This window comes from Kineosporia rhizophila, assembly GCF_021277265.1.
GTDB lineage: Bacteria > Actinomycetota > Actinomycetes > Actinomycetales > Kineosporiaceae > Kineosporia > Kineosporia rhizophila.
This window is the reverse complement of record NZ_JAJSOH010000004.1, coordinates 359,502-374,333: the sequence shown is the minus strand read 5'-3', so window position 1 is coordinate 374,333 and position 14,832 is coordinate 359,502. Positions and strand designations below refer to the sequence as shown.

General features: G+C 62.2%; 12 protein-coding genes. 9 read left to right on the top strand and 3 right to left on the bottom strand.

Translation table 11 applies throughout. The features are described from left to right. Positions 1-397 precede the first annotated feature (397 nt). Entirely contained in the window at positions 398-2,203 is a 1,806-nt protein-coding gene (locus tag LWF15_RS10125) for a DUF6119 family protein (RefSeq protein WP_232810175.1), read from the top strand. Positions 2,204-2,205: 2 nt separating this feature from the next. Here the strand turns inward: LWF15_RS10125 and LWF15_RS10120 are convergent, their stop codons facing one another. Further along, on the bottom strand, positions 2,206-2,784 hold the full coding sequence (locus LWF15_RS10120; protein WP_232810174.1) for a TetR/AcrR family transcriptional regulator C-terminal domain-containing protein: 579 nt from the start codon (positions 2,782-2,784) through the stop codon (positions 2,206-2,208). A gap of 60 nt (positions 2,785-2,844) precedes the next feature. On the opposite strand from LWF15_RS10120, the gene LWF15_RS10115 reads away from it, so the two are divergent. Then, on the top strand, positions 2,845-4,248 hold the full coding sequence (locus LWF15_RS10115) for an FAD-dependent monooxygenase (protein ID WP_408622940.1): 1,404 nt from the start codon (positions 2,845-2,847) through the stop codon (positions 4,246-4,248). Then, on the top strand, positions 4,245-4,634 hold the full coding sequence (locus tag LWF15_RS10110; protein WP_232810172.1) for a RidA family protein: 390 nt from the start codon (positions 4,245-4,247) through the stop codon (positions 4,632-4,634). Before LWF15_RS10115 ends, LWF15_RS10110 begins: the two co-directional genes overlap by 4 nt. 18 nt (positions 4,635-4,652) lie before the next feature. On the opposite strand, the gene LWF15_RS10105 is transcribed toward LWF15_RS10110, so the two are convergent. Continuing rightward, positions 4,653-5,654: an NADP-dependent oxidoreductase gene (locus tag LWF15_RS10105; protein ID WP_232810171.1), complete on the bottom strand. Its 1,002-nt coding sequence runs from the start codon at positions 5,652-5,654 to the stop codon at positions 4,653-4,655. 123 nt (positions 5,655-5,777) lie between these two features. Here LWF15_RS10105 and LWF15_RS10100 point away from each other — a divergent pair, with 123 nt between their 5' ends. The 5 genes from LWF15_RS10100 (at position 5,778) to LWF15_RS10080 (ending at position 9,170) form a co-directional block, all read left to right on the top strand. Further along, complete coding sequence (locus LWF15_RS10100; protein ID WP_232810170.1) at positions 5,778-6,362, top strand: TetR/AcrR family transcriptional regulator; 585 nt, start codon at positions 5,778-5,780, stop codon at positions 6,360-6,362. Positions 6,363-6,499: 137 nt separating this feature from the next. After that, positions 6,500-7,213 carry an SDR family oxidoreductase gene (locus LWF15_RS10095; protein WP_232810169.1) on the top strand — a complete coding sequence of 238 codons (714 nt, stop codon included), beginning with the start codon at positions 6,500-6,502 and terminating at the stop codon, positions 7,211-7,213. 320 nt (positions 7,214-7,533) lie between these two features. Beyond that, positions 7,534-8,265, top strand: coding sequence for a hypothetical protein (locus LWF15_RS10090; RefSeq protein WP_232810168.1), 732 nt, complete (start codon positions 7,534-7,536; stop codon positions 8,263-8,265). A gap of 45 nt (positions 8,266-8,310) precedes the next feature. Next, positions 8,311-8,736: a hypothetical protein gene (locus LWF15_RS10085; RefSeq protein WP_232810167.1), complete on the top strand. Its 426-nt coding sequence runs from the start codon at positions 8,311-8,313 to the stop codon at positions 8,734-8,736. Positions 8,737-8,738: 2 nt separating this feature from the next. Beyond that, positions 8,739-9,170, top strand: coding sequence for a hypothetical protein (locus LWF15_RS10080; RefSeq protein ID WP_232810166.1), 432 nt, complete (start codon positions 8,739-8,741; stop codon positions 9,168-9,170). A 291-nt stretch (positions 9,171-9,461) separates the two neighbouring features. Here LWF15_RS10080 and LWF15_RS10075 read toward each other — a convergent pair whose 3' ends face one another. After that, complete coding sequence (locus LWF15_RS10075) at positions 9,462-11,201, bottom strand: GmrSD restriction endonuclease domain-containing protein (RefSeq protein ID WP_232810165.1); 1,740 nt, start codon at positions 11,199-11,201, stop codon at positions 9,462-9,464. 471 nt (positions 11,202-11,672) lie between these two features. Here LWF15_RS10075 and LWF15_RS10070 point away from each other — a divergent pair, with 471 nt between their 5' ends. After that, positions 11,673-14,789 carry a DUF3427 domain-containing protein gene (locus LWF15_RS10070; RefSeq protein ID WP_408622954.1) on the top strand — a complete coding sequence of 1,039 codons (3,117 nt, stop codon included), beginning with the start codon at positions 11,673-11,675 and terminating at the stop codon, positions 14,787-14,789. The last annotated feature ends 43 nt before the right edge of the window (positions 14,790-14,832 follow it).

Sequence of the window (14,832 nt, the reverse complement as noted above, 5' to 3'; positions counted from 1 at the left end):
TCACAGCAGCCCACACGCGCGTCCGCTCAGGCACCGGCCCTGAGTGCGTCACGTAGACCCCAGGGAACTGCATCTGCCAACGACCGCCCCGGTACAAGGCTCGAATCTGGCCCTCGGTCAGACCTAGCCCGAACATCTGCTGCCGGGAGACAGCCCCACCCTGGGTCTCCGCCAATGCCTGCCAAGGATCCTCCCCCACGCCCACAATCGTCCCAAATTGGTGGCTGTTGCTTTACCTCCTGTGGATACCCGGAAGTTCGCTTGAGAGCAGCCCATACGTGACTCTTCGGTAGCTATGCGAACGAGTCTGGTGAACCGTCCGGACATCTGCAACCATTCGTAGCGAGTCCGTCACCAGCTGCCACGGCGCGGCAGCAGACCGATGGGGGTCGCCGTCATGGTCGAAGCACTTCCTGAACCAAGCAACGACCTCGCCAGTACACAAGAGGCAGCTCTACCGGCCCAGGGTCTCGTCCTCGACCTCTGCGCCCTGCTAATACGCGAACAAGTATCCCTGGCAGCCACTTTCAAAGCCATTGATACCAGTGGCGCGAGAGGTGAGTTCTCCTGGTACCTCATTGACCTCTCCGGCGCCGACCCCCTGATCCTGCCAGCGGAGTCACCCAGTAGCCAGGCCAAGATGCAGCTCGCCTACCGACGACGCGAACGTAAGAGGCCCAACTGGCACACCCTGCTGGCTAGCCTGGCCGTCCCGCCGAGTGAGGTCGGCAATCAGGACGATGTCTTCCTCACCGTCAAGACCAACGAGAACCGCTGGCTCATCTGGTGTTTTGGCGGATCGGCGCAACTGGTTCCACGTGTGTTCACCGACAGCCGATTCGGCCTGCTGGTAGCCCTGAACAAGCACGAGTCACCGCAACTGCCTTCCTGGCGTCCGCCCCCACCCGACTACCGCAGCCGCCGCCTGAAGGCGGACACCTCGGGCCACGTGCGCGCCATGACCAGCCGCAGCAGAGACGCCTACCCGCACGTGTCCAGCAGTCGCAGCGCCGGCCCGGCCCCGGTCGACGGACTGCGTTTCGACCAGGTCAGCGATCTACTCCGAAGCCTGGCGGTGCGTACCGCCGATGTCATGATGAGCGACCTCGAAGGAAGCCGCTCACTGCGATTCTCCACCCAGATCAATACGATCGACGATTTCGTCGTGCTCAGCGAGAACCTGCTCCAGTTACGCGCAGGCACCGCCTACCAGGAGCAGTGGCCCTGGATCGATCGTATTGTCCCGGTCGAGGACAAGGCCGAGATCGACACGGTGCTCGACGAGCTCCTGATCCGGATCGTCGACGACGGCAATCTGCCGGTCGACGTGATCCTGCCCAGCCTGGAAGATGCTGACAACATCGGCTCAGTCACAATTCATTTCGCCTTTCCCCGCGAAACCGGCCTCACCAAGGTGCGCTTCAGCTGGGACCAGCTGCAGGTCTGGCTGGCCCGGAACCGCCACGTCCCCGGGGCCGACCTGCTGAAGCAGAAGATGCGTTTCCGCCTGGCTGGTGACAAGGTCGAGAAGCCCCAGCAGGTCCGCATCATGGACACTTTGATCGCCGAGGTGAACGTCTCCGGGCAGGATTACGTGGTCAGTGACGGCGAAGTGCTGCGGATCGAGAAACAGTTCCTCCAGAGCCTCAACGAGCGCCTCACCGAGCAGATCCCGCTGAGCGACTTCCCGTTCCCTTCTTTCCAGGGCGGCACCGAACCGGCCTACCTGGCTCTGGCCGGCGAGCGCAGCGAGGGTCGCCTTCTCATGCTGGACCAGGACAAGATCCACCTACCCGGCGAGACCTCGTTCGAAGTATGTGACCTGTTCACCGACGACGGCCGACTGGTCTTCGGGAAGCTCAAGGGCAAGTCGTCACAGTTCAGCCATCTCTGTACGCAGGCCGAAACCTCAGCAGAGATGCTGCTCATGCACCCTGAAGCACGAGACGTCTTCCTTGCCTCCGTACGTCGACATCAACCCTCGGCCCAGATCTGTGACGCCGCCCAGCACATCGTCGACTCCTTGAGCAGGCGCAGTGCCCACGAGATCACGATCACTCTCCTGCTGCTGGGCCCCTGGAAGGTGAAGTCCGTGGCGACACTGCCACTGGTCTCCCGCCTGCGCTTGAATCATCTCAAGCGCAAGCTCACGATCCTGGGCTACAACCTCGAAATCGCTGCTCCTGATATGGACCTGACCTGACTTCAGTGCCGGGGCAGGAACTGCCTCACCCCATACCGAAAGCGCTCCTCGAAATCACCCGTGAGGTAATTCCTTACCGCAGACAGCGTCGGATAAGCACCACCGGCCAACTCCCCAACCAACTGCTCAGCAACCCTCCCCTGCTCGGCCGCCGCCTGCTCCTCCGCCACCAGACCGAGCGTGAAGTAGACCAGCGACCACAACGTCCAAGCCGCCTCGCGTTCGTCGAGCCCACCCTCGACCAACGACGCCACCAGCAACTCGGCGAAGCGCAGGGTGCCCGGGCGGGCGGCGAAGGTGCCGGTAACCACGCGGGCCCCGTCGCGCCGAGCAAGCAGCGCAACCCGGAACCGGGCGACGATCTCCTCCGCCCGCTGAGGCGGATCGGCCGGCAAGGCCTGGGTACTGATCCCGGCCACGATCGCGTCAGCCATCAGTTCTTGCAGGTCAGCGCGCGACTTGGCGTGCCAGAGCACGGTGTTCATCCGCACCCCGAGCCGGTTCGCGACGGCGCGCAGCGACACCGCGTCGGCCCCCACCTCGTCCAGCAGGTCCAGTGCGGCCGTAACGACGTCGTCCACCGACAGCCCTTGAATCTTGGTCACCGACCAAGTCTAATGTTGGTCACTGACCAAGAAGGGATGATGATGGACGACGTACTGATCGTGGGCGCCGGGCCCACCGGACTGTGGCTGGCGGCCGAACTGCGGCGAGGCGGCGTGCCCGACGTGACGATCCTGGAGGCGCGCGAGCAGCGCAGCCCCCACTCCAAGGCCCTCACCGTGCACGCGCGCACCCTGGAGCTCTTCGCCTCGCGGGGAGCACTGGAACCGTTCCTGGCAGAAGGAATCCAGATCCCCACCGGCCATTTCGGCGGACTGCCAGACCGGGTAGACCTACGAGTGCTCGACTCCCCGTTCCCGTTCACGCTCGCCATTCCGCAGGCGCGCACTGAGGAACTGCTGGAGGAACAAGCGCTCGCCCTGGGGGTCAGAATCCGGCGGGGCGTGAAGGTGACCGGACTGACGCGGGATGCCGAGAGCGTCACGGTGCAGGTTGGCAACGACGCACTGCGAGCGCGATACGTGGTGGGCTGCGACGGCACTCGCAGTCAGGTGCGTACGAGCGCCGGCATCGGGTACACCGGCACCGACGACACGGCCTGGGGCCTGCTCGGCGACGTGGTTCTCGACGAGGTGCCGCCCGCCATCGATGAGCCGGGGTACATGGCGGTGCCGCTGCCAGGTGGACTGCACCGCGTCATCTGCACCACCAGCCATCGCCCCGAAGGCCCGCTCACGCTGGAGCAATTCGCCGCTCAGGTGCGCGAAGTTTCCGGCAGCGACCTCGGCATGCGCGACCCCCAGTGGCTTTCCGTCTTCGGCAACGCCGCCCGCCTGGCCGACCGATACCGCGAGGGGCGCGTGCTGCTCGCGGGAGACGCTGCCCACCAGCACTTCCCGGCCGGCGGCGTAGGTATGAACGTCGGTCTACAAGATGCACATGCCCTGGGCTGGCGCCTGGCCCGCGTTGCCCAGAAAACCAGCAGCGAAGCACTGCTCGACGACTACGCCCGCGAGCGCCGCCCGGTCGGCGCGGACCTGCTGCGCAGCACCCAGGCGCAGACCGTGCTGCTGACCCGCTCCGACCCCGACGTACGGCAGCTTCGAGCGCTCCTGTCCGAGTTCATCGCCACCGTGCCAGAATTCGCCAAGGCCCTGGGCGAAAACCTTTCCGGGCACAGCGTGCGATACCCCGCCACCCCCGGCGACCATCCCCTTACCGGCACCCGCCTGACCTCCGCACCCCTCACCACCACCAACCCGTTCGACCGGCTCGTGCCCGCCCGCCCAGTGCTGATCACCTCCCCCGGCACGACCACAAAGCCAACAATGGACGTCGACAAGCACGAGTTCTCGTTCGCTACCGCCGACGAGATCGCCGCCGTGCTGGTGCGCCCCGACGGACACGTGGCCTGGGTCGGCACCGCGCACGAAGACCTGGCCGACCAAGCCGCCGCGGCCGTGCGGGAGTTGCTGGCATGAGCATCGAGCGCATTGATCCTCCCGGCCTCCCCGCGTTGGGCGGACTGATCAGCCACGTAGTGCGTCACGGAGAAACGCTCTTCCTGTCCGGCCAGGTCGCCTGGGACTCGAACGGGCAACTGGTCGGCGCAGGTGACCACGTAGCTCAGGCCGGCCAGGTCGCCCGAAACGTGCTCAGCGCCCTCACAGCCTGCGGTGCCAGCGGCGATGACGTGCTGACCGAGACCGTCTACGTGGCCGACCTGGCCAACGCCGACGGAATCGCCGTGATCCAGGCTCTACGTGCGGCCGGCCTCGCCCCACCCGCCAGCACTTTGATCGGGGTAGAGCGGCTGTTCGATCCGCGCTTCCTGGTCGAGGTCACGGTGACGGCGCGCGTCCCCTAGCGATCCTCTAGCAGGTGATCAGGCCATGGAGATGACGATCTTGCCGCGGGTGGCGCCCTTGGCGATCTGGTCGAGCGCTCGTGGTGTGTCGGAGAAGGGGAAGACGCGGTCGACGACCGGGCGGATGGTCCCCGCCTCCACGAGTTGGGTGATCTGCTTGAGTTGTTCACCGCTGGCCCGCATGAACAGGAAGGAGTAGTCGACGCCGAGTCGTGCGGCCCTGCGCCTGGTCTGCAGGCTGAGCAGGCGCGTGGCGATCTTCAAGACCGCGTTTCCGCCGATCTCGCGGGCGAAGTCGGGGTCCGGGGGCCCTGCGATGCCGATGACCTTGCCGCCGGGCTTGAGGATCGTCAGCGACTTGGCCACGCTGCCCGGCCCTTGGCTGTCCAGAACGACGTCGTAGTCCTTGAGCACCGTGGCGAAGTCCTGGGTGCGGTAGTCGATGACGATGTCGGCGCCCAGCTCTTTGAGGAAGTCGGCGTTCGCGGCGCTGGCGGTGGTGGCCACGGTGGCGCCAAGGTGCTTGGCGAGCTGGATCGCAATGGTCCCCACCCCGCCAGAGCCCGCCTGGATGAGAACTTTCTGGCCGGGGTGCAGGTTCGCACGTTCGACAAGTGCCTGCCAGGCGGTCAGGGCGACCAGGGGCACGGAGGCAGCTTCTTCCATGGTGAGGTTGGCCGGCTTGGGCGCGAGGTCGTTCTGGTTCACAGTGAGGAACTCGGCGAAGGTGCCGATCCGGTCCTTGTCGGGACGGGCGTAGACCTCGTCACCGGGCCGAAATGCACTGACTCCAGGCCCGACCCGGACGACCACGCCAGCCAGGTCATTGCCCAGTGCCTGCGGGAGGCGATAGGGCAGGAAGAGTTTGAACTCTCCTTGGGCGATCTTGTAGTCGAGCTGATTGACGCTGGCCGCGTGGATGCGGACCAGCACCTCCCCGGCGGCGACGTCCGGCTCGGGCACCTCGGCGAGCCGGACCGCGGGTTCGCTCTTGTACCGGTCGATGACGTAGGCCTTCATGGGTCTCTCCTGGTGATCGGCTCCGTGACGAAGGGCTCCGTGGTGCGTGCCCGTCGTTTGTAGTATGGTCATACTTCTAAGGGACTAGAAAGCGAGACACCCGGTCAGGCGAGGGGAGGAACCGTGGCGCGCTACGACAAGGTGCACAAGGAAGAAACCCGGCGGCGCATAGTGGAGAACGCCGGGCGCCGGCTGAAGAAGGACGGCTTGGACGGCTCGGGCGTGGCCACCCTGATGGCCGATGCCGGACTGACCAACGGCGCCTTCTACGCTCACTTCGCATCCAAGGACGACCTGATCGCCGCGACCATCACCCAACAGCTCCAGGAACAGCGAGCGCTGCTGAAGCGGCTGGCCGAAGAGCCCGATGGCTACACGCGCTTCGTGCATGGCTATCTCTCGACCGAACATCGCGATGACGTCGAGAACGGATGCCCGTCCGGAGCACTTCTGGACGAGGTGGCCCGTAGTTCACCGGCGATCAAGCAGGCCTACAGTGACGGCATTCTCGGCTTGGCCGACGACTTGGCCGTCCTGATGGCTCAGGGCTCCCCCACCGACGGACGGCGCAAGGCCCTGGGATGCATAGCCATCCTGGTCGGATCGCTGCAGTTGGCTCGGGCGATCAACGACCCGCGAGAGTCCACGGCAGTCCTGGCCCAAGGGGTTCGGTCGATCTCCGCACTGCTCGAAGCCCCGGAGGACTGACCGAACCTCTAGATGCCGGATCGCTCCGAGCAGGGAGTGATCCGGCAATCCTCTACCCGCATTGCATTACGTTCGTAATTCCAATGCTTCATCCGTTCCCCACCGCGTACTTCACGCAGACAAGAGGAGCCAGCACCATGACCTCCCTCAACGGCGCCATCGTCCTCATCACCGGCGCCAACGGCGGCATCGGCAGCCACTTCGTCCGAGATGCCCTGGCTCGCGGCGCCGAGAAGGTGTACGCCGCCGCCCGCACACCCCGCGGGTGGGACGACGAGCGCGTCGTTCCCCTCACCCTTGATGTCACCGATCCGGAATCGATCAAGGCCGCCGTCGAGGCAGCACCAGACGTCACGATCCTGGTCAACAACGCTGGTGCTTCCGTGTCCAGCCCCGGGATCCTCAGCCACTCGGACGAAGAGATCCGCCGCAACGTCGAGACCAACTTCCTCGGGCCGCTCTTCCTGGCCCGCGCATTCGCACCGATCCTGACGGCCAAGGGCGGGAACACCGCAATCATCGACATCCACTCAGCCCTGGCCTGGTACGCCATCGCCGGCATCTACTCGGCCACCAAGGCCGCCCTGTGGTCAGCGACGAACTCGCTGCGCCTGGAACTGCAGCCCGCAGGCGTTCAGGTCGTCGGCGTGCACGTCGGCTGGGTCGACACGGCTATGGCCGCCCACATCACCGACCCCAAGCTCGACCCCGCCGACCTTGTCACCCAGGTCTTCGACGTCCTGGAGGCCGGCGGCCACGAGGTCCTGGCCGACAACGCGTCCGTACAGCTCAAGGCCGGCCTCAGCGCTCCCCTCGATGCCGTGTACCCGCAGCTCGCCAGCAAGAGCTAAACACCTCGGACCAGAGCTGCCCGAGGCCACGAAGCGCTCATGGCAAAACCCAATTGGGGACGCCTGTGGTCGCCGATGGCGCGGCGGCGGACGATGTGCGGGTGGCCTGGGTCTGCTCAGGTGTGCCCGTACATACAACAACGGACATTCCGTCGCCCTCTCGGATGATCCGCAACTCCTGGTAGTCACCCGCCTCTTCTGGGTAATTTGATCGGCAATTGTCGGCGGGAGGGGCCACGTGAGCGCGATCCAGACCAGCGAGACTCCCCCGTCTTGCCCAGGGCCGTCGCTCGCGGGCTCCGCAGCCCCAGGGTCGGCTGATGTCTCAGATTGACGAGCTCGCTCAGACCATCCACGGCCTAAGCGACAAGATCGACGAGGCCGCGAACGAAGCGGAGGCCACGGCCCAGGACGCCGAAGAAGTGGTGGCCGTCGCCGAACTCCTGGGCAACCAGACCGTGCTGACGACGCTTGACCAGGTCAAGGACCGCTTGGACGCCCTGGCCGCCGAGCTGAAAGGCGCTGCAGCTCAGGCCGACGGGATTGAGGCGTTCGTCGTAGCCCTCGGGCAGGCCGCGGGCGGCGGCGAAGCTGCAGGCACGACGATCGTGCCTGCGGCCAGTCGAGATCCGGCAGCGGTGCCGAATCTGTCTCCGCAGAAGCCCCGGTCATCGCGAGGTGCCGGTCGTAAACGGCTGGCCGCTCTCACCGAGCAAGCCGAAAGCCCAGGAGACATCGCTTCCTTCGCGGAAAAGACAGGTAAAGGCCTGGCCGATTCTTTCAAGGACATCAAGCCACCAGAAATCACCGGCACCGGAACCCGAACCCAGGATTCCCCGCCGATGATGACGCCCACCGCCTCGGCGGGAGCCGACGTGTCCAGTGCCGCGAACGGTGTCGCCACAGTGACTCTTTTGCTTGTCGGAGGAAAACACGCGTTCCAGCAGATCCGCCGTGGCATCTCGGCTGAGGAACAGAAGCCCGAAGAGATCACTCCACCCTCTCGGGAGCGATACCCGTGGGAAGATGAGCCCCGTTCAGGTACCCGCTGACGGCCTTCAACACTGCTTGATCGATCTTCGGAGGAGAACGTAGCCATGTCGGAGCCCGTGAAGAAGTATCTGCGGTGGGTGCTGGGTGCGGAAGGAGCACCCGAGTTCGATGCGTCCGAGTACGACAGCGTCAAAACTCTCAAGGCCGCGGGTATCTCGCTGTTCACAATCTCCCTTGAGCGCTATTTCCCTCAGGAGCCCACCCCCTCGGAGGCTGCCGCTCTCGTCACCAAAATCAGGCAGATGCTCGTGCGCCCGGAAGAGCTGAATCCGGTGCTTGCTGAGCGCGTCGTCCTGAGTGGCTACGGCCATGAGGGCCTGCTCGACGATGTGCCGGAGACAGACATCGCGAGGGTCGAGAACATGATCTCCTTCGGCATCCGACGCGAACTGAAGATCGACGACGGTCCTGAGCTCGAACGCTTCCTAGACGAGATCGTCGAGTTCATGAACAGCCCTCTGGACGACTGACCATGGCTGAGCCGGCCGACGACATCACGGCATCCGTAGAGATGTTCCTGCCGCTGGACATGCAGAGGGCCTTCAGCCGCGATCCGGACCTGGCGGTCATGGCCGCAGCCCTTGGCTCATTCTCAGCTGCGGTGTTCCACACGGTCGTGCCCATGAGTCCGTCTGACCGGCTCGACTTCTGCCGCCGCGTGGCCGCTTCCTCCAACGGCGACTTCCCGGCCTGGATGGTCGAGGCCTCCCTGCGCAGTATCGAGGGAGATCGGACCGCCATGGACGGAACCGATCCGGCCGTCATGCTCGGCATCCCGATCCATGGGCTCGTTGTGCTGAACTCCGACTACCTGACCACCGATGCGGCTCATGCTCTGCGAGGGCGGGCCGAAGAGCTTGCACAGGAGCTACTGCCTCGATGGCAGGCTCTTCCACCTCAGTAGGCGCGCTCAGTGTCACTGACGGCCTTTGCTCGTCTCCGTCGCAGCCTCCAGCAGGGTCACTCAAAGTCTGACGAGCGCGATGGCCGACGAGGATGGTGCCTCCTTGCCGGCTGGTGGACGACGATCCTGAGATCAAACTAGAGCCTTCTGAGCACGCCCGAGGATCCCGCGGCCAGTCAAGCTCATTGAACTGACTGGCCGCGAGATATCTTTGACATGGCCAAGAATCAGAGCCGCCGTGCACTAGCACCAGAGCATGGCGCACACGCCCACGCCTCATAATTACTTCGGCTACTGAAGCTCCACCTCTGTGCTCACCTTTTTGCCGGTGGCAAGTTCTACTGCCGTGATGACGTCCGCCAGCCTTCGGTCAATGAATCCGTCATAGTCGTCTTTCCTGAAAGGATCGTCGTCCGAATCAGCATCCAGGAGATGAGACGAAAGAATCTCCACCAACTCACGCTCTCCAAGGGTTTCCCGGAGGGCCCCGAAGTACTGACTTGGGGCCTTGGCCCCAATGGCCTTGTTCGTTGCCGAATCGATCAGTGCGCGGTTGAGGGCGAGTTCTGCGCTTAGAGCACTCGAGCCAGAAGCCAAGAACGCTTTAGGAAACACGTGATGCGAGTCGATTTTGTCGGACTTAACACGCTCAGGCGTCAGCTTGACACCCTTGTGGAAGTCGCGCGCGCCATTCATGACGGTTAGCGCGAGCATACCTGAATAAAGCGCTTTTCTCCTGGTCGTGGCAGCACGCAATGTTGCTGCCGACAAGAAGAAGTCGGTGATTGCTTCAGGGGCCTGCGCTGCTGGATCAAATAGCCAGAGTCTAAGTTTTCCGTAATCGGCGCCCGCCTGGCTGTTGGCACCCTGGTCATAGTTCGTCATGAACACCGTGCACCAGAAGAACTGCTTTAGCCTGGCCAGGATGTTGACTTGCTCCGGCCCCTTGGCTTGAGCAACTTCCTCCCAGACCGCAGCCATCGGCACAAGCAACATCCCGTACGGAAGAATCTTGGGCGTTACTACGCCGCACTCGTTCTGAAGGAACTCCAGCACCCGAGCGAAGCCCCGGACGACCACATCCCAATGGTCACGAACATCTTCGGCCTTGAGTTTGCTCAGGACGTCGGCTCGCTGAGCCGAGCCACTCGCTCGCAAGGTAATGGCCTGAAGGATGCTGTAGGCATCTACTCCGAATTCTTCGAGAATAGGGTGATCTTCCAGGGCACTCTCGTACCAATCCCGCAGTCGAATATCATTGGGATAGAACCGAGCGGTCAGGAGTTCGAAAACACCGAGCGGCTTGCCGGTATTATTGAGGGTCTCGAAGACCGTTGCCACTGCCTCGATTCGCGTATTGCTTGGCAAGGTAACAACCGGAAATCCATAAGACTTCAATGGCGCAAGATACTGATCACGGAAATCGCGGAGAAGCACCTTTATGGCCTTCCGATGCGCTCCGTCCCGCGTCTCGGCATAGTCGTCCAGCCACTCATCGAATACTCGATATTCTTCAAGCGCCAGAATTCCGCGCTCGATTCGAGCGGATCGAGTATTCAAGGCCTTTTCGTCCCTGGAACCCACCGGATGCCACAGAATAGCTTTATCGAAGTTCACTTGGTCGCGCAGCGCGCCAGTAGGGTTTTCCTTGGACGGCAAGACAGCAAATTCGTCGACAACGAGGAAGAAGCGTTCGTCGCCAATAGCATTCAACGCTCGGTAAAGTGAGGTAAGCCGTTGTTGCCCGTCGAGAACAAACTCCTGAGGGCTCTCCTTCCCCTCCTGAACGCCGGCGACCGGCCGAGACCCGAACATATTATTCTCTGGCCCTACTGACCAAAAGAGAAACGTTCCGGCCGGAAAGCGCGACATCATGGATTGGAGCAACATCTTCGTGCGCCGTGGCTCCCAGGTGAAGTCACGCTGGAAGTCCGGAATTGCTAGATTTCCCAGATGAATACGATTCAAAAGATGTCCAAGCTGAGCCGGATTTGCTTGAAACACGGGATCCGCATCGTACGCGCTTACCATCTAGTCTTCGCCTCATTCACTCTGCCCGCTTGGTTACCCAAGAGTACCCCGAGTGACACGGATGCGTGCCGTCTTTGCGGTCGCCCCGACTGCCGTAGGCCGCCCGTTTCGACACGTCTACTCAAAACGGACAGTCAGCCCGGGGGCAGGATGCAACTGACAGGCCAATCCGCTCGGAGACGGCTAGGTCCATGGTTTATTGCCGAGCCTCCAAACGACCGTGACCATCCGAAGAGGCTCCATCACGGAAGAATCTGGTTTCGACTTCGTCCTCGGCATCTCTCATCGCTCCATCTGCCTGGGCGACTTCACGTACCATCGCCGGGTCCACGTCAGCAGAGGGGTCCTGACGATACAAACGGGTCGACGGAAGCAACCGTCGTCCGGCGGCAGGGTCTGCTTACCACGACCTGCAAAGGGCTTCGATCCACGCTTCAGCCGATGAGACTGGCCAGCTAGAGGGAGATGGACTTGCAAAAGGGACTCTACGAGGCGCTTTTGACGGCAGAGCTTCGGGATCGCCTGGCACAGGCAGCAGATCTTTCCACCGAAGTGGCAAATGTGGATCCAAGTGAGCAGCCCGGCGTCTTGACGCGCTACCTTGCTCCTATCATTCAGAGCGCTCTCGAAGCCACCAAGGCGCCCGAAGCTCGGCAGGCTCTGGTGGAAGGCATTCTGGAGCAGCTCCGCCTCTTTCACAACGGAATTGAAACGCCGGTGGTGAATGAGAAAAAGAGTAATCAACAACTCTTGCAGGTCTACCGCCCTGACTTCACGGCGGAGAGCGGGCGCGTTTCCCTGCGGCCCGCCACACCCTTGTCTGAGGCATCACTCCTTACCAACGCTCGTGGAGAGCCCACCCTTGGGGCCGAACTGCGCGCGGAACTTACGAGCGCCGACCGGGTTGATCTTCTATGTGCCTTCGTCAAATGGTATGGGCTGCGCCTTCTTAAGGATGAGCTTCACGAGCTCCGCAATCGCGGAGTACGAATCCGGGTTCTCACAACTACCTACTTGGGCGCCACCGATGCCAAGGCACTAGACGCCCTCGTCAAAGACTTTGGGGCTGAAGTCAAGGTCAACTATGAAACCAATCGGACGAGGCTGCATGCGAAAGCATGGATGTTCGAGCGCAATTCGGGGTTTGCCACCGCTTACGTCGGATCAAGCAACCTGTCGCGGTCGGCCCTGGTAGAGGGCCTGGAGTGGAACGTACGACTCTCTTCAGTGGGCACTCCCGACCTCATGGAAAAATTCCGATCCACTTTTGAATCTTATTGGCAAGACAAAGAGTTCATCTCGTATGATCCCGATGAGCAGGGACAGCATCTTCGTAGTGCCCTTGCCGAGGCAGCCGGCAGCTCGCCGGGATCGCATCAGAATCCGTTGACGCTATCGGGCTTGGAAGTGCGACCCCTTCCTCACCAGCAGGAGATGCTAGAGCAGCTCGATGCCGAGCGAAAGCTGCACGACCGGCACCGCAATCTGTTGGTCGCAGCCACCGGAACTGGGAAGACGGTCATTGCAGCCCTGGACTACCGAAATCTGATTCGGGAGCGTGGTCAAGACCTTTCGCTGCTCTTCATTGCTCACCGTATTGAGATCCTGCAACAAGCTCAGCGAACCTACCGAGAGGTGCTCTCCGATGGCTCTTTCGGAGAGATCCTGGCCTCTGGGCATGTGCCCGAACGTGGCCGCCACGTCTTTGCCAGCGTCATGTCATTGTCGTCGGACCGGCTTGACTTGATCGACCCCAATCACTTCGATGTTGTCGTCATCGACGAATTTCATCACGCGCAAGCATCCACGTACCAGCGCATCCTCGAGCACCTGAAGCCGTCCGAACTATTGGGCCTCACAGCCACCCCAGAGCGCTCTGACGGAGTGAACGTCAGCGCCTTCTTTGGTGGACGGGTGGCAACCGAGCTTCGTCTCTGGGATGCGCTCGACCAAAATCTCCTTGTCCCGTTTCACTACTTTGGCATTCATGACGAGACTCATTTGGAAGATATTGCCTGGCGCAGAGGCGCCTACGATCTAGATGCGCTCACCGAGCTCTACACCGCCAGTACTGCCCGGGTGCGGATTATCCTTAAGGAACTGGGCGATAAGGTCCTCGATCCGCACTCTATGAAGTGCCTCGGATTCTGCGTAAGCGTAAAACACGCAGAGTTTATGGCCGAGCGTTTTCGGGAAGCAGGGATTGCAGCGACTTCCCTCCATGCCGGCACACCTATGGGTGAAAGGGACGCTGCTCGAAAAGCTCTTCGTAGCGGGGAGATCAACGCCATCTTCACGGTAGACCTCTTCAATGAAGGTGTCGATATCCCTGAGGTGGATACTGTACTCTTCCTTCGGCCGACCGAGAGCGCAACAGTTTTCCTTCAGCAGCTGGGGCGTGGCCTCCGCATGAGCGCCTCGAAGGCTGTGCTGACTGCTCTTGACTTCGTTGGTCACCAGCGTAAGGAGTTCCGATTCGATCAGCGCTTCAAGGCGCTCACTGGATTTGCGGGCAAGAGTCTGGAGAAGCAGGTCGAGGCGGGCTTCCCGCTGCTCCCCCCGGGATCGCAGATTGTTCTTGACGCCGTCGCGCAGCAGACCTTGTTAGAGACTCTGCGGCAACAGATCTCGCCACGCTGGGCCACGATGCTGTCGGAGGTACAGGCTCTCCGGCCTGCGTCGCTGCATGACTATCTTGCCTCAGGTCGGACTCTGCCTGACGTGCTCAGGAAAGGCACAAGGGGCAGATCGTGGGCTGCTCTACGTCGTGCAGCAGATCCGAGCCTTCCTCCTATCAGCGCGGTCGAGTCCGAACTACTTCGTCGCATAAGGGCCTTCGCTCATGTGGATGATCGAGAGCGTGCTCAGCAGTATCCGCGCTTGATGGCTGAGCACGTGAACGGATTGAGTTCCCGGGAGCGCCGTCTCGCTGCGATGCTGTTCTTCTCGTTCCATCCGAGCGGTCAAGGTTTCGCCTCCCTCGACCAGGGCCTTGAAAGCCTTAATCGTATGCTGGTTACGCAGGAAGACCTTCGCGAAGTCGTTGACTTTAGCTTCGACATCGCGCGACGGACCACTCAGGACCTGGTCCACTATGGACCTGACTTTTCTGACGTTCCGCTCAGCATCCACGCCAGTTACCAACGGGAGGAGATTCTCGCAGCGGTAGACCACGCATCACTTAAGAGACCACCCAGCAATTTCCGCGAAGGAGTTGCCTGGTGCGGAGAGATCAACTCGGACGTTCTCTTTGTGACCTGCAGGAAGGCGGAAAAGGACTTCTCACCATCCACGATGTACAAGGACTTCGCGATTACGCCCGAACTCTTCCATTGGGAGAGTCAGTCCACGACTGCCGAACATTCTCCGACCGGTCAGCGATACATTCATCATCAGGCGCGAGGATCACACGTTCTTCTCTTCGTTCGAACCGTTCAAGAAGGAGAACTGGGCACATCCCCCTATGTCTTCCTGGGTCCGGTCCAATACGTTTCGCACGAACACAGCCGTCCGATGGCCGTGACCTGGCGCCTACACACGCCGATGCCGACTGATCTGTACATGGCGACTCGTATGGCCAGCACGTAAGCCGGACTGCCGGGGGTGGACCGACAGCCACGTTCGGCCACCC